Source organism: Pedobacter nutrimenti (assembly GCF_032678445.1).
GTDB lineage: Bacteria > Bacteroidota > Bacteroidia > Sphingobacteriales > Sphingobacteriaceae > Pedobacter > Pedobacter nutrimenti_A.
The window spans coordinates 55,580-76,655 of the sequence record NZ_JAVTSQ010000003.1; the positions used below are offsets into that span (position 1 = coordinate 55,580).

At 41.1% G+C, this 21,076-nt stretch carries 9 protein-coding genes; all 9 read right to left on the reverse strand.

Translation table 11 applies throughout. From position 1 onward, the window contains the following. Window positions 1-20 precede the first annotated feature (20 nt). Window positions 21-3,482, reverse strand: a complete 3,462-nt coding sequence (locus R2S08_RS05490) for a TonB-dependent receptor (protein ID WP_316834193.1) — start codon at window positions 3,480-3,482, stop codon at window positions 21-23. Window positions 3,483-3,622: 140 nt separating this feature from the next. Beyond that, the gene (locus R2S08_RS05495; protein ID WP_316834194.1) at window positions 3,623-4,846 is read right to left on the reverse strand and encodes a FecR family protein; all 1,224 of its coding nucleotides are present in this window, start codon (window positions 4,844-4,846) and stop codon (window positions 3,623-3,625) included. A 108-nt stretch (window positions 4,847-4,954) separates the two neighbouring features. Further along, window positions 4,955-6,982 carry a glycoside hydrolase domain-containing protein gene (locus R2S08_RS05500; RefSeq protein WP_316834195.1) on the reverse strand — a complete coding sequence of 676 codons (2,028 nt, stop codon included), beginning with the start codon at window positions 6,980-6,982 and terminating at the stop codon, window positions 4,955-4,957. A 7-nt stretch (window positions 6,983-6,989) separates the two neighbouring features. Continuing rightward, window positions 6,990-8,846, reverse strand: a complete 1,857-nt coding sequence (locus R2S08_RS05505) for a glycoside hydrolase family 97 protein (RefSeq protein ID WP_316834196.1) — start codon at window positions 8,844-8,846, stop codon at window positions 6,990-6,992. Window positions 8,847-8,909: 63 nt separating this feature from the next. Next, entirely contained in the window at window positions 8,910-12,092 is a 3,183-nt protein-coding gene (locus R2S08_RS05510; RefSeq protein ID WP_316834197.1) for a glycoside hydrolase family 38 C-terminal domain-containing protein, read from the reverse strand. A 65-nt stretch (window positions 12,093-12,157) separates the two neighbouring features. Then, window positions 12,158-13,861: a discoidin domain-containing protein gene (locus tag R2S08_RS05515; RefSeq protein WP_316834198.1), complete on the reverse strand. Its 1,704-nt coding sequence runs from the start codon at window positions 13,859-13,861 to the stop codon at window positions 12,158-12,160. A 12-nt stretch (window positions 13,862-13,873) separates the two neighbouring features. Continuing rightward, entirely contained in the window at window positions 13,874-16,555 is a 2,682-nt protein-coding gene (locus R2S08_RS05520; RefSeq protein ID WP_316834199.1) for a hypothetical protein, read from the reverse strand. After that, the gene (locus R2S08_RS05525) at window positions 16,555-18,759 is read right to left on the reverse strand and encodes an alpha-galactosidase (RefSeq protein WP_316834200.1); all 2,205 of its coding nucleotides are present in this window, start codon (window positions 18,757-18,759) and stop codon (window positions 16,555-16,557) included. The genes R2S08_RS05520 and R2S08_RS05525 overlap by 1 nt, the downstream gene beginning before the upstream one ends. An 11-nt stretch (window positions 18,760-18,770) precedes the next feature. Continuing rightward, on the reverse strand, window positions 18,771-21,047 hold the full coding sequence (locus R2S08_RS05530; protein ID WP_316834201.1) for a hypothetical protein: 2,277 nt from the start codon (window positions 21,045-21,047) through the stop codon (window positions 18,771-18,773). Window positions 21,048-21,076: the final 29 nt, after the last annotated feature.

Here is a 21,076-nt window from a genome sequence, read left to right on the forward strand (position 1 = left end):
CAATTCTTTTTTATTTAAGATTAAAACCCTATCGACATACCTATATTAAATACCTTTTGTACAGGATAGCCCAATCCTGAGGCACCCATTTCCGGATCCCAGAGTTTGAATGCACTTAAGGACAATAAGTTTGTACCATTTACATAAATGCGTCCGTTACGCAATCGTATTTTCTTTAAAAGTTGATCAGGAATATTGTAGCCAATTTCTGCTGATTTCAACCGGAAAAAATTACCATTTTCTAACCACCAGGTAGAGGCTTGACTATTATTCGGATTAATAGAATTATCTAAGCGCGGCCAAAAAGCATAAGAGTTTTGATTGGCTTCAGACCAATGGTCATTGGCAATGACCTTTAACAACCCATTTTGATTGCCTCCATTAAGGTAAAATGGTGTTATATTGCCTGAGTTAATAAGAAAGGACGATTTAGCAGAGCCTTGAAAAAATGCGCTAATATCAAAACCTTTATATCCAACCGAGAAGCCAAAACCATAAATCATTTCGGGTGTAGCCGGAAAGCCAATCGGAATGATGTCGGCATTGGTGATTTTTCCATCTCCGTTGACATCCCTGTATTTAATATCTCCCCCCATCATCAATGAACCAAATTGTTGCTGAGGCGAATTGTTCACTTCATATTGATCTATAAATAGTCTTTCTGCCGCAAGGCCGTATATTTGGTCTGCAGAATTACCAACGTGTGATAAATACCTTTGATTAGTGGGATATTCAGGTTCTAAATTTGTAAGAATCTTACTGACCTGATAAGTAAAGGTTCCACGGGTTTGTATAAATAAGGAGTTATTAAATGATTTATGGTAATTTAAAGTGGCCTCCACTCCTTTACCAAAATTAACCCCTGTATTAGATTGAAGATTTGCCTGCAGCCCCATGGAAGAAGGGATATCATTTGATATATCTCCTGTGAGTAAGATATTGCTCACATGTTTTTGGTACGCATCTACTGTAATATTAAAATCATGGAAAATGGTTAAATCCATACCAATATTGCTTTGTTTAGTTAACTCCCAGGTGATGTTCTGGTTTTCATACTGGCTTGTGGAAACAGTAGGTCTGCTATAGCCGAAATTTGTACCAAAGGACCCTGTACTTCCGGCATTTAAATTCACATTAGATAAATAGAAAAAACGTTCATTTGCAGAGCCTATATTATCGTTACCGGACAAGCCGTAGGTGAACCTGAACTTTAATTGGTTAATGGTATTGAGCAATGGTTTAAAGAACTTTTCGTTAGAGACAATCCATCCCCCTCCTACGGAAGGGAAAAACCCGAAGCGGTGATTGGCTGCAAATCTTTCCGAACCGGTGTACCCAAAATCATATTCAAGCAAGTAACGGTTATCGTATCCATAAGTAAATCTGCCTGAAACACCTTCATTACGACCCGGTAAAGACGTTACTAAGTCGGTGGCGTTTCCTGCCAGATAACTGCTGATGGTACCGATCAGCAAACCACCTATGCTATGTACATTGTTAAACACCCTTGAATAATTAATTGCCGCTTCCCCATAAACATTAGAATTAACAACAGTAGATGAAGGGTTCTGATTGTAAGTCAGGTATTCTGTTGGGGTTGAACCAGGAGCTCCGTTTAATCCTGTATTCAGCAGACTTAAGCCGGAAAATACACCATTGATTAAATTCGCACGATAGTAATAGGGACTAATACTTCTGGCCACCTGAAAATCTGCATGTCGTGTGGTATAGGCCATTACCCTAGCCGATAAGCCCGGCGTAACCGCATCAAAATTCTGCTTTAAACTCAATTGAGCTGTTAAGGTGCTTGTATTTTCTGATTGAAATCCCGAAAGTGATTGCGCATAAGGGTTGACATATAATCCACCCCCCGTTTTGATCAGTGCGTTTCCAAACAGTGGGTGTTTTTCAAAGGGTAAATAACTAGCTGGATAAACCGCTGGAAAAGCCACAGGATTGCTCCATAAGGCACTCGTGTAAACAGATTCTCCTCCACCAATTGGCCCATTATAGTCGTCAAATTGTCCTTTAAGACTAATCAGTGCTTCTGTTGTTTTGGTGAGGTTTAAAGTCACATTTGATAAAAGAGAATAAGATTGCAGTTTAATATTATTACTAAAACCATTAATGGAATTCTCCTTTAAATTGCCATGATCGAGATTATAGGTCATCGCTATATAATATTTAGAACGGTCTGTACCTCCGCTGGCATTTAAATTAAACCGCTGGTTATTTGTTCTGTTTTTAATTAACTCCTCTATCCAGTTGTTATTAGGATATAACAATGGGTTATCTCCATTAGCTGTATGGTCAATTTTATTTTGATCGTATGGTAATGAGCTCAGTGGGTTTCTGGTTAACAGAGCCTCATTGGCAAGTGTCATATAGGTGATGTTATCTGCTAATGCAATATTCTTAGTGTTGCTTGAGCTGGAGTTCTCCATACGGAAATTTAACTGCATTTTCCCGGCTGCACCTGTCTTGGTATTGATCAATATCACCCCGTTTGCTCCCCTTGCGCCATATACTGACGTTGCCGTAGCATCTTTCAATATGGAGAAACCAGCAATATCATCGGGTTGCAACCTGGCAAGATCGGTAGAGCTGGATTCAATACCGTCAATTAAAATGAGCGGTGTGCTGTTTGTTGCACCAATGTTCCTGATAAAAAAAGAAGCATTGTCCTTGCCTGGCTCTCCACTTCGCTGATAGGAGATGATACCGGCAATTTTTCCAGCCAACATGGTCGTCAGATTACTGGTAGGCCCCTTAAGTTCTTGCGGATTAATGGTACTAATGGAACTGATCACTGAGGTTTTCTTTTGGGTGCCATAAGCCACCACCATAACTTCATTCAGATTGCCTTCTTTCGAAATGAGTTTCACATTAATAAGGGTACGCCCATTTACAACAACTTCCTGCGGAGTAAAGCCAACCGCGGTAAAAACAATTGTGTCTTTTACTCCGGGTACAGCGAGTTTATACTTTCCATTTACATCTGTACTGGCGCCTATTGACGTACCTTTTAACTTAACGGATACACCTAAAACCGGCATATTCTTTTCATCTGTTACCCTACCGGTAATAATTATATTAACAGATTTTTCTGCAAATTTTGTTCGCTTGATTTTGATTAAAATACTTGTATTTTCTATAACGTAGGTTAAAGGCTGATTACTGAAACAAATATCCAGTACTTGTTTTAATGTAGCATTTTTTAGATCTATACTTACCGGATTGGCAAGTTTCAGATCATTAACGTTATATAAAAAATCGGATTTCGTTTGAACCTGAATTCTTTCAAACACCTCCTTAAGTGTGGCTCTTTCGACTTTTAAAGTAACTCTTTGGGCATAGCTCGCAGCAGAAACTTGTAAAAAGGTGACTGTTAATAAAATAAGTGTTAGCCTCATGGTGAGCAGCAATTTATTAAATGGACAACATGGTCTGCCGCAAATAAATACGGTAAAATTTCTATACATTTGGTTGTTAGTTTAGTGAATTAAATTGATTCTAATCGATGTCAGTGATTCCTATTATCTAACATGGCTTGTGGGCCGATAACCAGGGGCGCTGCGAACGCTCCTGGTTTAAATTGTAGATAATGGTGATTTGAGTACATTTATTCTGTAACGATCACCCTCCTTCCCATAATCTTAAAGTGAATGTCTCCGATCTCTTCCAGGTGATGCAAGAGTTCATTGATGCTTTTGAAGCGATAAAATGTTCCGCCAAATCTTTGATTTTCAAAGCTTCCCTGGTATTCGACATCTACATCATACCAGCGGGATACCTTTTTCATGATGCTCTTTATATCATCATTATTGAATATAAAATACTCATTTCTCCAGGCCATTGCTTCGGCGATATTGGCTTCCGAAACTTTAATTTCATCATTACTGTTGTTTACAACTACTTGCTGACCTGGCTTAAGCAAAGATTGTTTATGATTTTTGCTTATCTGAACAGAACCTTCCAGTAAAGTGGCCGTAATTTGTTTATCGTCACCATAGGCAGCAATATTAAAATGTGTACCCAGCACCTTGACTTCCACATTATTGATACTGACATAAAAGGGCATGTCTTTATTTTTAGCCACTTCAAAATAAGCCTCACCATGCAGTTTAACATGCCTTGCGTTGCCTGTAAACTCCTGAGGAAAACTCAAAGAAGACGCAGAGTTTAACCATACCTTTGTTCCATCTGACAAGACAACCTGGTATTCTCCTCCTTTGGGTGTTGATATTAAATGATAAACCGGGACATTGTTTAGGAGATTTTCATGGCCGTCCTTTTGCAAATTATTGTAAATAAGTTGCCCTTCACGGATTTTAACTGCACTGGCTTTTCCTAATTTTGCAATTAAGTCACTATTGGCTGTTTCCAATGGTATAACCTTACCATTAGGTAGGGTCAACGTTGCTTTATTGCTGCCGGGTAGAATCTTAACCGGAGTCTGAATGTTGGCAACATCATTTGTTAAGGTTTGATCCTTAGGTCCGCTTTTTATGAAAAATAAACCGGCCGCACAACAAACCAGAAGTACTGCAGCGATTTGCAGCCAAGATTTCTGATAGAACTTAACAACCTGTGGCTTATCATCAGTCTCTCTAAAAGATGCACCAATATATCTTGGATCAGATCTAATCCGGCTAAAGAGTTCATTCGCTTGTTTATCCTTAAATTCTGGACCTTCATCCAGTGAAAATAATTCCAGATCTATAATGTCGGCGATTTCGTCCGGATTGACACTATTTAAATAATTGAGCAATTCAATACAGTCAGCCGCACTTATGGTATGATTAAAGTACTGATACAGAAAATACCGAAGCTTCTCTTTGTCCATGTTCATTCGTCTATAAATTCCTGAAGGAATTCCTTCAGGAAGGTTTGGTTATATAGAGAGAACACAGAAGTGATGTGGTAGGACTAGTTTAATGGAAAAAAAATATGATCAGTACTGCAGCCGAAGAATTCCACCCCGTATCAACTCGTTATGATTTATTCTAAAATCTGTGATTTTACGCCCGTTAAAGCTTACCGATTTTATAGGATCTTCCAATGAATGCCTGTTAATGGCCTCTATCCTTATGTTTTTACCTTTGCCGTTATTGATTTCAATATCATTAAACAGAGGTGAAGTGATTTCATACCAGGGCTCGCCAACTACTAAAGGAAATATCCCCATTGCAGAGAAGGTGTACCAAGCTGACATGGTCCCATCATCTTCGTCCATTTCCGGTAAAAAGCCTACAGGATCATTTTTAAATATTCTGCTGTAAACCGGCTTCTCATATTCTGAATTCCCTCCGTAAAGGTGCTTGATTTCTTTGGTCAGCATAGCCATTACCGTTTTTTGGGCAAGATCTGGTCTGCCTGCACGGTTTAGGATAAAAGGGGCATGAATCCCCACCTCATTTCCTTGATTATACAGGTTATGATCAAAATAGTAAGCCAGCTGCTGTCCCAATGTATCTTTACCGCCAGTGCCATAAGTCCGTTCCATTCTGTCAAGGTATTGCGGTAATGCCCATCGGTATTGCCATTTGGTACCCTGGTATAATCCATTGTTGCCCATTTTCGCAAAAGAACCATCCACATTTTTCAAATATCGGTTCCAAACGTTATCAAACAGCTCTGTAGACTGATCTCCATATTTTATGGCATCAGCTTTATTGCCCTCAATTTCTGCGATCTTTGCCATTGCCCACAGGTCAATACAGGTTTCCAGGATCTGATCCGGACGCTTCGTTTCCAGACTGTCTACTTCTTTCTTTATGCCATTATAGGCCAGAGGCAGATCAATGTCTGTAATGCCTTTCTTATAGGCATCCAGAAGCACGGCAATGGTATGTTCTGTGCGCACTGTTGGCGTGGATTCAAATGGGGTAGCCCAGGGCTTCTTTCCGTATACATACAGACGGCTCAGCGACTTACACATATCCCTCATTTGTTGAGGATCCAATAAGGTGATCAGGGGAAATTTAGTCCTGTAAGAATCCCACATAGACCAGGAACTGTAATAGGTAAAATCTTTGGCCTCCTGAATTGTACCATTGGTAGCCAGATAACGATGGTCTCTGGAAGTGGTATTCGCCGGACTTAAAAAAACCCGGTATAAAGAGGTATAAAAAAGAGTCCGGTTTTCATCGCTTCCACCAGAAACTTTAACCTTTCCCAGTAAATTCTCCCATTGCTGTTCTGCCATAGATTTTACTTTCTGAAAACTGAACTTAGATACCTGATCATTTTCAAGGGCAGCGGCTTCGGTGTTGAGCGGAGACAGTGCAATCCTGACTTCTACAGGACGATCATCCGCAGGCCCAAAAGAGAACTCTAAGATATGCTTTGTACCGGATACCTTTTTGAAGGCCTGGCTGGTTTTAAGATCAAAATAGATTTTCGCCCTTCCTACATCGCAGGTTGTTCCCGTCCAGACATAACCTTTAATTTCCCTGTCCGATACGATTTCATAAACCGCATCATAAACGGAATTAAATGCGGATGCCACGTTTAAAGTCATAAATGCTTCCTTTCCTTTTGGAAAACGGTAACGTTCAATAGCTACTTGTTGCGTAGCCGTAAATTCAGTTCCAACACCATTGTCTAAATCAGCTGTATAGTAGCCTGGGCTGGCCTGTTCAGTGGTTTTGATAATTTTTAAACTGGAATCTTTGGAACAGGGTTTTATACTAAAATTCCCTCCATTTCCCCCACAGCCAATTCCCGACAAACGGTTTACCGAAAAGCCAGAGATTGTGTTGACCGCAAAATCATAGCCACTATGGCTCCTTGGCTTTGAGTCGGGACAAACACGAACCATACCATAAGGTACACAGGCTGCCGGGTCAACTTGCCCGTTATCCCCGCTTGTTCCTATAAAGAGATTTACATATTTAGATACGCCTTGTGCATAAATAGAAGTACCTCCAGCTGCAATAAAATATAAAATGGTAAATAGTAAAACTTTGTTCCTTTTCATTATTCCATTATTTAACCTTTTCCAGTAAAACACATGCTCCGCCCCCAGGAGCCAGCTCCACATCGATATACTGATTAGGGGTGACCATTTGGGTTGCTACTGTGTATTTTTCTTTATTGGCCAGATAACTGGCGTCTTTTCCATCTTTGATGATCATTGCCTTGTACTTTCCTGGTTCTGCAAAGTTTAACGGGATGCGGAGTGTCCTGGGGCTTTCATTAGTTGCTGCAGCAACCAGCCAGTTCCCTGTGGATGCCTTACGCGCCATAACAATATATTCTCCAATGGCACCGCTTAATGTTTTACTTTCCATCCAGGGCATCTTTTCAGAGGCAATAAATTTCAGGAGTTCCGGATGTTTGTTATAATATTCAGGGATGTCGGGTATAATTGTGGCCGCTGAAAAAGTAATCAGCGTACGGGCAGCTTCAGCAACTATGGTAGAAGGAACCGGATTGCCATTATCTACCCTGCCTTTTTGGGCCATATCCATTACGCCATTACTCATATCCAAAGGTCCGGCCACCATATTCACAAATACGGTGGTAACAAATGTTTTTGGCTGGAATACTTTAGCACCATCCAATTGTGCCTGACAGTACTCGCGGGTAACGGCATTGGGCCAGGTACGCATTTGTCCATAAGGATGTACAGGATCATCATGAAAGTCTGTCATTAAATGATTCTGGGCACACCACTTTGTGATCTGTCTGGTTTTGATATTCTTTTCCTCAAAACCACCTTGCATAAATCCATATTTAATACCTACAGCACCCCAATCACCATACTGCTTGATGGTAGATTCAAGCGGAAAAGATTTTCCTCCAACATCATTCAGGTACAACCAGATCCCCACTCCTTTTTCTTTACCATATCTAATCAGTTCTTTTACATCAGCTACTTTTCCGCCCTTCAGCGGATCTGAATCTTTTTCAAACTCAGGGCCATACCAATTGGCATCCAACACCAGTGAAGGCATTTTGTTGACTGCGGCAAAATCGACCATTTTTTTCCAGGATGGCAGCGACATCTGATACTTAAATCCATCCACTTGTGCACCATTAATTCTCCAGTCCCAAAGCGCTACCCCAGGCTTTACCCATGAAAAGTCGTAACCAGGCTCCGGATCAGGGTTCAACAATTCCAGCAAATGGGAATCAACCAACTGGCCAGGTGTTCTTCCATACATAATGACACGCCAGGCTTTGGCGCGCTTAGAGGGTACCAGGAATGAAGCATGCCCAGATACGGGCTGCAATAGCAAGGGTTCCCCACTTTCTAAACCCGCCTCATGAATAACCATATATTGCTGATCAGAAGCTTTAATGGTTACAACTGGCCTGCGAATACCTTTGGCGTCCTGCAATTTTTCGGGTCCGATATTATGATTCTCGCCATTATAATACCAGGCCTCGTAATTTCCTGCAAAATTGAACTCTGTCAGTTCAGATTCACTCTGTCCTTCTTCATACCTAAAAGCAATACCGTCATTATAGGCCCTGGCTCTTATCGTATAAACATCCGACACCATTGTTATTTCCCTGTAGACATCAGGGACAATACTTCGCTTGCCCCAAACTGGCCGCCAAACTTTCTGAACAAGCTTCGATTGCTTCAATTTAAACACTGGAACCTTAGATACATTTAAGCCCATACGTGAAGGCTGCATTAAAAGCCTACCATCAGCTATCAACGAATAAGAAACTACGCCATCCGGATCAGAAGTAAACAAAACCTTCAACTTCCCATCGGGCGAACTGAGCTCGCCCAATTTCCCTAAACTTTGAGAAAAGGACGGACTGGCGAGCACACTAAAGATCATGAAGAAAAGGAAGTGGTTCCTAAACATTTTAAAAGGTTGCATTTTGTATTTTATTTAAGTTATTTATTTCCCGTTACTATATACCATCGCCGAATGCATGTTTGTTCATTCTATTATAAGCGAAGTAATTCCGTATGGCAACATATTAATTGAATTTCCTACTACCTTACCTGGTGTTTCATCTGCGACACCTATTCGAATAGATTTTGGTTTAAAAGAAGGAAATGATAAGTTCACTATTTCCGGTTTTTCAGATAATGATCTAAGCCGGATAATCATCTTCTTACCATTTGCAGATGTTTTAACAATCGATATAAAAATCTTATCATTATTTACTTTAATCAGGGGCTTGATATCTACCCTTTTTCTAACAGTGGTAGCTATTAGTGGTTGTGATTGTTCGAGTCCAAAACGATTAGCTTTAACAGCATCATAGGCATGTTGATGCGGTAAAATCCGATAACGAAAATTCAGTTTTCCTTCTTGGGAAAGAGGGAAATTTGTATGCCAATGATTATTAAGGGCCCACGAATATATCGTGGAACTTAAAGGCAGATGCTGGATCCATTCGGGAGAATGGGATGCTCCACCGATAATATTGGCAGTCATATTGCCACTTTCAAAGGTGGGGGCATCCAGTGAACACCAGGTTACTCCCTTATCTCCGTTTGATATATCAAGCCAGCGTTGAAAAGCCATCCAATTGCGGTTTGCAGCTGGGAGTTGGTCCGCTTCCATTTCTACTACACCCCAGGGAATATCCATTTTCGTACGTCCGTCAGGGATATCAAAGGCAAAACCAAAATGAATGCCTTCTTTTTTCGTTGTCGCTATTTTATCTACCAGGTTATTAATTTCAATTTCTGGTTTACCTGCAATAACACGGACTTCCCGGGTTAATGAATTGCAGCCCTCTGCATTTGATGTGATCAGTATGGATGCTACAAGCGGCCCGTTTTCTTTAATTACTGTTTTTACCATTGTGGGTCCGGAGGCCTTCATTGTATCCTTAGATAAATTATTACTGGTTGCATTATTGGCGGCAGCATATTGGGGTCCGCTGGCTGTGGGTTTCCCGCTTCCGGGCAGGTATCTGAAGCTGTTAACTTTACTTGCATCAATCTTGCTGACAAAATCGGTACCTGTTTTATCTTTTATACTGATAATATCTCCGGTTGTATCATCTATCAAAATTTTAAACAAGCCATTTTCCAGGGTATTTCCATTTGCCATTTTGACATTGGAACTCGCCACGTTTTTTGTACTTAATGAGTAGTTTTTTGCTCCGAGTGCAGGTATATCAGTAGCCATAAACACTAATTCACCAGTGCTTAATCGTTGGGAGAGAACTATTTTATTATTATCATCCATCACTGAGGATATCTCTTTGCTCTGTTCTGCTGAAAGTGTAATTAATCCGCTTCGCTGCCAGCCAAGGGTATTAAATACTGCAATAGTATTTGATGTTTCAGTTGATAGTGGCTTTAATGCGTGGGAAAGCAGATGGATGCTGCTATCTTCGGCGCTCTTGAAGAAGTTTTGTTTTACTTTCCATATTTCATTCTGCATATCAGCCTGATTAGGATTCATGTAACACCAGGTATGTTCTGAGCCCATAAGCACATTACGCCATGCTTCATTCAGCACTGTGCGGGGTGCTTTTTCTCCACGATGAAGCATTGACCAGAGCATGTCTGCCTGAATTAACCGCTCTTTGGATTTGCGGTTCATGGCAGTTTCTTTTGCTGCAGTGCCCAGGCCATCTGTCCAGTATTCAGTAAAATCGCCCCTGTAAGAAGGAATAATAGCAGCATATTTTTTTTCAAATGCAGACATAATATCCGTTGCGCTTGAAATGATCAGATGCGGGAACGCATACTCTTTATTCCAACTTTTAACCGCATCGGGGAGATCTGCGTCTATAGGGGTATTATCAGCCATCGCCCATGTCATTGGAAATAAATCATAGGGATAATCGCTACCCGTTTCCAATTCCTTTAGTTTTGGCCACAGATAATCATCAATAAAATTTTCGCGCGGATGATCTGTTTTAACAATTTGCAAAAGTTTATTAGGATCTTTTTGTCCCGCCATTAAAGGCCAGTATTTATATCCTTTTGCTCTGGCTCCGGGCGTATAATCACCAGGTTGCAGGAACAATACCTTTGAGGTGCCATCCTGCCCAATCCACCAAAATGGCCTGAAATTCAGTTTGTCGGCTAAGCCAATGCGATCCGATCCGTTAAAGTCTGCAAAAACGTACTTTATGCCAAATTGGGCTGCCATCGGGACAATTCCCCATGTCATGCCAGGAACGTCCGTTTGAACGATCGTTTTTACTGGTATACCTGTTAATTTTTCCAGGCTCTTTGCATCTCCAAAATACCTCGGAAATTCTTCGTTCGCTGTAACACTGGTATTATCATTTATATATCCGGCATCCAAATGTATATAGCCTTTCCGGATAGCCTCCAATAATTCGCTTTTTTCGGTTGGTGTTGCATTTTTCAAATAACGTTCCACCGGCCAGATAACTTCAGGATTCCATAGGTACCTGGCTCCGTCCGGATAGTTGGATGTTTCTTTTGCAAGCTTCATTCCGCTAAGAAGGTTCCGTTTATGAATGATCTCCACATTGGCCTGCGTGTTTGTATATCCTATATCGACATGTGAATGAGGATAGATATAAACTGTCCATTGTCTTTGCTTTGGCAGCATGAATGATTTTCTGATAACCTTGTTGCCTGATATTAATTTTATGAAAACCTGTATCTCCTTCTCTACGCCAACTTCAGACGGCAACAGTACTTTTGCTGTTTCATAGCCGTATTTATTGAATGGAAGTAAGGTAGTTTCTGTGCGGCCATCAACAGTCGCTTCGATGGCTGACGATTGATATAAGTTACTTCCCAGGAATGTCAGTATCACCTCTCTTCCCGGTTTACCATCTTTACAGTACCTGTATACATTGGTAGATGCACAGCTAATATCCAGTGGGTGTGGAAGTGCTGCATCTTTTAACTCAGGGCTAGAACTGAATTCCACTTCGCTTAGTCCATAAACATCACCACCCCAGTTAGATTCGGCTGCAATGTTATCATGAATATCTGAGCTGTTTGTTAAATAGTGAACACCTTGGTCGGGGTCAAAGGTACCGGATGCAGGTAGACTGATTTCACTGACCCTGATATTTTTAACTATCCTGAATTCAGATTGCTGTGCTACAGCACCTAGGTAAATCAGCATGAGTAATAAGCTGAATGTTATGGTATTATATAATTTTTTCATTCTTAATTAAGGGTTATTAGATGGTACACTATTGTTAAGTGCAGGAGAATCTGAAAGTTTACTTTTTATTTCCTTTTCGAGATCCCATTTTCGTTAAAAGAGTCTATTCTAAAAAAGTAGGGAATACCTTCATTTAAGCCTGACAAATCCAATGAGTTTTGACCATAGACCATGGCCGAGTGGTACAGTTTATTTTGTTCTGTGCCAAAATAAACGATATATCCTGTCGCTGCTTTCACCGGTTTCCATTCCAACCTGGCTCTACGGGTATCTTCAGGCTTTCTTTGCACAGAAAAGCCATCAACTGCCTCGGGCAATTCACCCTTTCCTTTACCAAATATTCTAAATCCGGATAAAGAGAATTTACCATCCGGCACCTGCAAATTGTCAATTTTCACATAACGGGCTTTTACCGCTTTTGGCAGTACGATGTAATCATGAGTAACATCAGCTGCATTTTTTGATTGATCAACTATTTTATGCCAGTGTACGCCATCATCTGAAGCGGAAATGATGTATTGATAAGGCCGCACTGGATTACCTGCTTTTAATTTGGAGGCTTCATCTGCAAAGTTAACCTGCAGTGCATTCACTGTACATTGCTGCTGCAAGTCTATTTGTAACCACTCCCCTTTATTTCCAGTGGCTGCGCTCCACCAATCGCGGACTTCTTCATTACATGCCATAGCCGCCGGATGGCCTGCCAGTTCAGAAGAAGCCTTTACAGGTTTGTGATAAGAGAGCAGCATCCAATTGGTAAAAAGACCTTCTTTTTCATAATTCATTTTACGGTTTGGCATCAGCATAGGATAATCGCCAAAACTGGTGATGCAATTCAACTGACCCTTGTCATCAAAAAAAGCGGGGAATAGACCAATACGCCTTTCAAACATGTGCCGTACGGATATGGCCATGGTGGCTACATGCCAATAATTGCCGTATTTATCCTTAAAAGTACATCCATGACCTGCGCCGTTAATGAAGCCTCCGGGTTTATAGGAAAATGGACTATTGGGCATATAAGTAAAAGGACCCAGTGGCTTCTCCGAAACATATACGCCGTCGCCGTATACCTTAAATTCTGTACCAGGCGAGGCGTACTGAAGATAATATTTGCCCTTGTATTTCGTCATCCAGCTGCCTTCATTCCAGCCTTCCTGTCCATCGTCATTTTTCTCTCCATGTTCCTCCCAGCCGTATGTTTTGGCATGGTGTCCTATAAGAATTTTTGACTGACCGATCGTATCCAGCAAATGTGAAGGGTTCAATTCAACGCCTCTGATCGGATCTCTATTGGAACAGCCATAGTAAAAATATACACGGCCATCCTCATCTTTAAACAACGCGGGGTCTGTCATAGAAATCGGGAAGGAGGCATTGTAGACTTTCCAATTGTCTTCTATTGGATTTGTATTGTAGTATATTTTCTGACCACCCCTTGAAGCGATAAAAAACACCGTATCACGAATGGTTTCAACTGTTGGCGCATAATCTTCTACAGGCAAAGTTGCCGAAGGCCTGAAAGTCCATTTAAGCATATCATCAGAATACCAATATCCACCTGATTTAGAGGCGTACAGGAAGTATTTGTTTTTAAACAAATGAATCACCGGATCTGCGGCTTCCCGATAAGAAGAGGATTGGTCATAACTGAATCGATAATTCAGGTTGAGCGGATTACAGAAACTTTGTTTTGCCGGTTGAGCAATTGATTGCCCAAATACGGATACACCAAGGAATAAAAAAAAGGAAAGAATAATTCTATTCATCTGCTTATCTTATTATTTTTTTTTCAGGATAAAACTAACTGGTGCATAAGCATGCATAAAAAGCGTCAGCGTATTTTTTGTAACAGGCATTGGTTTTCCTATGACCTCAGCCCGAAGATTAACCGGAACCGCTTTAGTATAATTTGAACCCTTGGGTAGGGTAACTGTAATACTACCCGAAATACCATCCTGTTCCCATAAACGTAAAACAGTTCCTTTACCATCCGGATTTTCTCCGAAGGCAGTGACCAGCACGCCCTTTCTTGACATAGAAAGGCCTTCATTTTTTGCAGGTAATTTTCCGGCTGCTCCTTCTGAAGTTCCAGTTAACAGAGGTACCCTGGCCTCCCAGGATCTTTCGCTGAGGTTGGCTACAGTTTCGGTATTTTTATCAACAGGCCAGATCCGTACTCTTTCACTCCATGAGCCTTCCTGCCATAGTGGAAAATTGGTATTCCACATGTTGTTATATATATTCACAAATACGGAAGGTATTTTGGGGCTATGATCTAAAGAAAACTTCCATAATCCTGGTTCGCCTAAACCAATTAATGGGGAATCCATTGGGCTTAGCCCTACTCCAGACTTGTCTTTCTGTGTAATGGAAACGCCTGTATTGACCGCCATCAGATATTTATTACTACCCGGAATAATGTCGGTTGCAGGATCTATCGGTCCTCCCAAACGGCCCACCGTAAACTTAGGGTCTTTCACTTCAAAAGGAAAACACAGCCACCCGCCTTCAGGTTGTTTATCTGGCGTTTTATTGTCCACAAACCATTCTACATCTACATAAGCAGCGTTTCTGGGAAATGTAAATGTTAAAGTATATTTATTTGCAAAACCCTGCGTTGCTAGTGAAGTTAAAGTAGCTATATCGGTAATATCGGAATGAGAAACGGTGATCTTCCAATCATCAGGTGTAAAGGCCATATATGGTGCTTTGTCTGTACCAAGCATGCCAGGTTTTCCCAGATCATTTAAGCCCCAGCCCTCTTTTATCCTACTATAAGTATTAAACCACTGATCAACTTCCTTTGTACTGAAACGTTCATGCAAAAACTGACCAACAATATATTTAGAAGATTGATCGACCAGTTCACGCTTCGTTTCTTTCTCTATTAGAGAAGCTATCCCTCCTTTCTTCAGATCGAAAACGATTTTAAAATAAGGGGTCTCGAATTCAGATTGATGATCATTTGTGAGGACGGATTCTTTTAAATCTTTCTCAGAATAGCTAACATATCCAGATGGAGCAATCTCTTTAATATAGAAATAGCTCCCTTTATTCCATGGGTTCTCCACGATCCCTGACCGCTTCCATGGCAAAGGATTATACACCACCAAACGTTTCCCGGAAACATGAACGGATCTGGCCAGCAAATCTAAATGACTTTTTAGCTCTGTATTAATGATATCATTGGTTTGATGAATATAGTTCCTCTTAACGTCGTAAGAATGCAACCACTTTTTCTTGCTACCTATATTGGTTTGATGGGCATCACTGTTTTTAAGTTTTGAAAAATCTCCGTTTTCAGGATCAGGTTCCGCAGCCGCTTCAGCCAGCCACTTTTTCCAATCCTCACCATAGCTGTAACGCGGGCCATATTCAGCATTCATACCCCAGGTATGTTCTGCATATAAAAGACTCTGCTCATAGGCTTTATCCAGTTTAGCCGAAATGCTTTTTACAGGAATTCCCCAGTTTTTCATTTGTGTATGCAAGCCATCAAGAGCTGGTTCTAATGGGCGTATATTTCGCCCGATCTTTGCTTCTACCGGGTTAGATAATAAGCCGTGAATCCAGGAATCTGGTGTATCCCCTTTAACTGTTGGCAAATTGGGTTTTTCTGCCAGTGCGGCTTTTGCAAAATCATCGAGCGTTCCAAGATGTATTTTCACACCAGGCATTTCTTTATTAATCTGAGCCACTATCGATTCGACCTCTTCTTGATTTGGCGGTCCATGATTGTCACCCGTCATGATCATCGCAAGATAATTCTTTAATGGCCAATCTGATGGGGCCTTTACTCCGGAACCATAATCAGATGTATACTGACATAATATTTTAGAGCCGTCAGCGCCTTCCCACCAAAAAAGTGGAGGGAAACGAGGATACTGACTTGCCGGATTACACCCTAACTGCAAAAACCTGATGCCAGCGTTGTTCAATAAGGTTGGAAGAATCCAGGAATGGCTGGGAACATCGGTCATTTTAGCACTGATTGGCAAAGCCTGTCCATAGGCACGGGCAACCCGGGAGGAGTATCCCAAGCTACGAACCAGATCTTCCTCATCAAGGGATTCTGTATGGGTGGTAAATGCCAGTCCGTGGACCACGATTGAACCTTCTCTAATTGCCTTTTCTATCCTTTTTTTACGTTCAGGGTCTTGCTTAGGACCCAAAATTTGCGCGTAAAGCGGCCATCCGGGTACGGTCCATGCAAAATGTTTATCCTTAGGCAAACTTGAATTTTTCTCGATCACATTTAAGGCCTTATCCATCATTTCACCTCTATAGCGGGCAAAAACGTTCTCTGGCAAATCGGTAAAGCCTAAGTCAAAATGAGTTTTAAAAACCACCCATACATCCGTTACTTTTGGAGTACCCAAATGCTTTGCCTCCTTATTTTGGGCATTGGCAGCCAAGACCATAAGTAAAAAGACAAGGGGTAAAATCTTTATTATTTTCATTACAGAGCGGATAATTTATTATTTTTCAATCCTTCAATGACATACCAGGAATAACCACCTGCATTGAGGCTAAAGGTCATATCTATGGTATCATCATGGTTCAGTTTATAGGTTTTAGTCACCTCTCCTTTTTCACTTACCTTAACCATATCCGATAAACCCGTATACTTTAAGGGAACTTTAATTGTTTTTGTCATTCGCACATTGGTTGGATTGTACAACATCATCAATCCTTTTTCTTTTAAGGAAGGGTTGACGTGCAGTATCCCATCCCAGTCACGACCATCTGCCCTGCGCAAATGAATGATATCGGAGTTTAAAATGTCCCTGTATTTCTTGTACCAGTTGATCACCTTAATCACCGTCTGCTTGGTTTCTTCGGTATCGTAGAGTCTTGGACCGCGGTAACAGGCCTGTACTCCAGCACCATAATACTGCATCATCAGCTGCTCGTAATCATTCAAGTGTTCAGAAAGCGGTTCAAGGGTTGCCGCACTTCCACCGCCCTGATATTCAGTAAGTGGTACAAAACCCCAGCCCATAGATGGTGTCTTCTCCCAGGTGGCATCGTAGATGTTCTGACGGTTAATGATTTTTTGCGACGCTCTTGGAAGCGAGAAGTTTACCTCCCTATATCCTAAAGCGATTTTATTGGTGCCGTCAAGAAAATACCAATCTGGGGCATTAATATAAACGCCTCTTTCATTTAACCAGGTATACAATTCTTTCTGGATCTCCATTTGTCTCCATTGAGAGTCTTCCAATCCTTTATGTCCTGGATGGCTTGTTGAGGCACATACGTCTCCCGGATAAGGGCCATCATTTTCCCAGATATCAAATCCGGTTTTGGTGAAAAAGCTTTTGATGTGATCTCTGTAGGCAAGCCCCCATTTACTTCCAAAACAAGGTGCATTACCAAAAAATGCACCACCTGGTTTTCCGGTAACCGGACTAATGACATCTGTTTCAGGATTGATGCTGCGTGAGCTAAATAAAGAGTAGCCACCGATCTTTACATTTTTACTGTGCGCATAAGCGGCCAATTCTTTCCATGCGCTTATATTGGATTGTGTGGTATCTTCCATATTCAGATAACTGCCAAAACTCAGGATCAAGGCTTCATAACCTGTTGCCGCGCATTGATCAATAGCGGTTCGTACCTGATTTGCATTCCTGGCTACAAGGTGCATAAATATCGGATTGGCCGAGGTCCATGGTGCAATGGTGCGGTACATTTTTCTAATGGCCAGACCACGGCTCTCTCTGTCTTCATTGTTCATGAGCAATTCATTGGTACGAACTGAATTAAACACCTCTCCTGCTTTAAGCTCTATTCCTGGTGCTTTATCCGGATAAATTTCCAACAGCACGGGTGTTTGCAAACGATAGTGTACTTGTGAGGTATAGGTTGAATCTGGCTTCCAATGCGTAGTTTGATCACTGTTTGCATAGTTCATAGAATTATTAAAAGCGTAATTGGTCTCAAAATAAATACCCGAAGGCTTTCTCATCAGATCAAAGCGCCCCTCTACAGAACTCTCTTCTTCTACCATTCCCAATACCTCATTTACCACACTTTCGATCTTAAAGGATTGGTTACTTTTATTCGAGACACTTAGAGATTTAACCATCAAAGGTATCCCGTCATATAATTCATAATTCACCCGCACCTCCAGGCCTTCCAATTCTGCTGCACCCGCTTTGTATAAAAAAGACACTGTTTTACCTGAAGCAGGCTTAGCATGCAATTCCCAATATTTGGTATTGTCCCATTTTAAACGGGGGCTAATGGGTTTCACTTCATAGGAAACATATTTAAAATCCTTTGCACTAGCAGTAAAGCCATCAAGCCATTCCGGTAAGAGATAAGCCTTCTCCTTCTGGCCATAAAGACCGCCTATATTATAGGCCTTTCCATTAATGACTAACCTACCCTCTTCACGTACGGACCGCAACAGCTGCCGACCTGTACTTAAATTGGTATAATCAACACAAGCGAGGTTTGGAGTAATCCTGAATACCCTTTTCAAAAGACCATTTTCCAGGACAATGTCTTTTCCGTTCGCACTTTCCCGAACCTGGGCTTTTGCCGTTACTGGTTTGATCAGCCAATCTGAAGTAAAATTGGACTGAGCATGTCCATCCGTCATGCAGGCAAGCATCAAGGCAGCCAATACGAACAAGTGTTGAATTCTAAGTTTCATTTCTAAATATATTAATAAGCTTTATCTCTTTTCAAAACGATCGGATTCGTTTTTAGGTTATTTATTCTCTGGTACAGTGTCCAGGTATTTTTATCAACTGTTTCTAAAGTCCAGTCTTTCTTTGGATCTGCCAATTCCTTTTTTAACAAACGAGGAAAAGCATTTGCTGCACGGGCATCTTCCCAGGTTCTGATTACTTTGAAGATCGCATCTTTCTGTGGGCAACTTTCAACATCTTTCTGGTTTAAGGTCAAACTATATGTTGTTCCGATGCCCACCGAAATTGCCTGTATATGTTCATATTGCGCAGCTGTTGAATTGGCTTTAATCGGAAAATTACCTCCCATCCCTACCGGGAAAAAGTTGGCATAAGTTACATCGCGAAGATCTTTACCCTGGCTGGTGGCACTACCCCATTCTCTGGTGTCCACATCGTACAGGTTTTTTCCTCCTCCTACATTCCAGATACTTTGATAATGCCATGAGCCTTCTGACAGGGTTGATCCGGTGAAACGGATATCGGGAATATGATGTTCTGCAGCTCTTTCAAACATTTTACGGAAGAAACGCTTTGCAGAATAATACCCTTGTCCATTGTTGAATAAAAATTCCTGTCCGTCAAAATCGTAATAACCCAAACCGTTGATAGAACAAACATCAGCATAGTATTCCGCTATTTTATCTTGTAAATCCATATTTGGAATCAAGCCATCATAGCCATAGTTTATGGTGACCTGCAGTTTGTAAAGCGTATCCTTTGCTTTGTGGTTTGCAGGTGTTGTATTCCAATATCCACGTTTTACATTTAAAAGTCTGTAAGGTTTTGTATCAGAAACACCCAGATAATGAATCAATTCCTTTCCTATCTTTATGATATTTAAATCTTTACAATGTCCTTCCCAACTGGCAATCTCTTCAAGATGTGTAGGATCATCCACAACAATGATGGTATCTGTCGTAGAAATGTTATTCATCAGCAAGCGTTTTTGCTGGTAACACAAACTGTCGCTTGGAACAGGGCTGGCATCTTTGGTCCCGGGGGCTAAAGAATTGGTTATTGGGGTTCTTCCTATAGTAATTCCATATTTCGCAGCCATTTCAGCAAATTCTTTCTGCGATTTGCTTCCGGTGGTGAATTTCAAAGGTTTTTTCTCAAAATTTCTTCCGTCAATATAGCCGAGATTGCCCCGATCTGGTCTTAAAAACCCCTGATCATATAAACTAATGGCTTTAAAGCCTAATCTGGCCGTATAGGGCACAATGCTATCATACAATCCACCACTTGTGAGGACATCAGGTACAAAGGCAGCCGGGTCTTTCACCCATCTGCCATGAATGGTTGGATGTGGCAACTTCTCCGACAACACAATATTCTGCACAACATCCATCAGCGCCGTACTGTCCGGACTTCCCCATAAGGCAACGGAAGAACCTATATAATCTACTCCCGGCAAGGGCTGTACTTCAATATGGTTTGGCGTATTTGCAGCCATGTTGGGTATTAAAGAATAATTCACCTCTCTTTTGAAAGTCCTGTCTCTCGAATGATAATTTATAGAGATCCGCCCCTTATTGTCTACCATAGCTGAATTTCCATATAAAATCCTGTAATAAGGCTCTTTATGGGCATAAAAAGCAACGTCACTTATTCCGTTTCCTCCAAGGGTAAAAACCTGTCCCTCATGCAAATTTCCAGGCAATGGAAAACGTTTGGCGTCTGGAGTATGGATAATATACTGGAAAGGGGCGGCATCGGCAATCGTTTCCGAGGTACCACCCAAAGTATTGTCGTTAAGAGCAAGCATACCAATGGCATAATTTGTCACTTCGCTCGTATCACGGGCCACACCTATAATTTCACCAAACAGATTTTTAATATTGGTATGGATTGCTCCCCACTGAACATCATCAACACCGTTCCGTGGGCTAAGGGACACCAAAGTCAATTTAAAATATTTCTTTTGGGCCTCCAGTGAAATTCTCGCCATCGAACCGTTGGGGTAGTTTAGTGTAATCGATTTATTGCTCTTGTTATAAGATGCTTTATTTGGTTCATAATATACCTTTTTCTTGCTGTCATATAGACTCATCAATGGCGAAGGTTTATCCGAAGGGCTAAATTCCTTATTGGGTGTTACCGTCGTATTTTTCATACTGGTGATAAATCCCTTATTGTTGATGTGGATTTTAAAATAATTTGTACTAAAATCCCATTGTGCTTTCGCAGAGAAATTGAAGGCTAAAAGCAATACAATAACCAGGCGAATGGTAAAAATGTCTCTTCCCATTTGTAAAAATCTAATTAATACTGGCAACA

Bases quoted from the DNA above. Each gene is read 5' to 3' on its own strand.
- R2S08_RS05490 (WP_316834193.1), bottom strand. From the start codon at position 3,482: ATGTATAGAAATTTTACCGTATTTATTTGCGGCAGACCATGTTGTCCA.
- R2S08_RS05495 (WP_316834194.1), bottom strand. From the start codon at position 4,846: ATGGACAAAGAGAAGCTTCGGTATTTTCTGTATCAGTACTTTAATCAT.
- R2S08_RS05500 (WP_316834195.1), bottom strand. From the start codon at position 6,982: ATGAAAAGGAACAAAGTTTTACTATTTACCATTTTATATTTTATTGCA.
- R2S08_RS05505 (WP_316834196.1), bottom strand. From the start codon at position 8,846: ATGCAACCTTTTAAAATGTTTAGGAACCACTTCCTTTTCTTCATGATC.
- R2S08_RS05510 (WP_316834197.1), bottom strand. From the start codon at position 12,092: ATGAAAAAATTATATAATACCATAACATTCAGCTTATTACTCATGCTG.
- R2S08_RS05515 (WP_316834198.1), bottom strand. From the start codon at position 13,861: ATGAATAGAATTATTCTTTCCTTTTTTTTATTCCTTGGTGTATCCGTA.
- R2S08_RS05520 (WP_316834199.1), bottom strand. From the start codon at position 16,555: ATGAAAATAATAAAGATTTTACCCCTTGTCTTTTTACTTATGGTCTTG.
- R2S08_RS05525 (WP_316834200.1), bottom strand. From the start codon at position 18,759: ATGAAACTTAGAATTCAACACTTGTTCGTATTGGCTGCCTTGATGCTT.
- R2S08_RS05530 (WP_316834201.1), bottom strand. From the start codon at position 21,047: ATGGGAAGAGACATTTTTACCATTCGCCTGGTTATTGTATTGCTTTTA.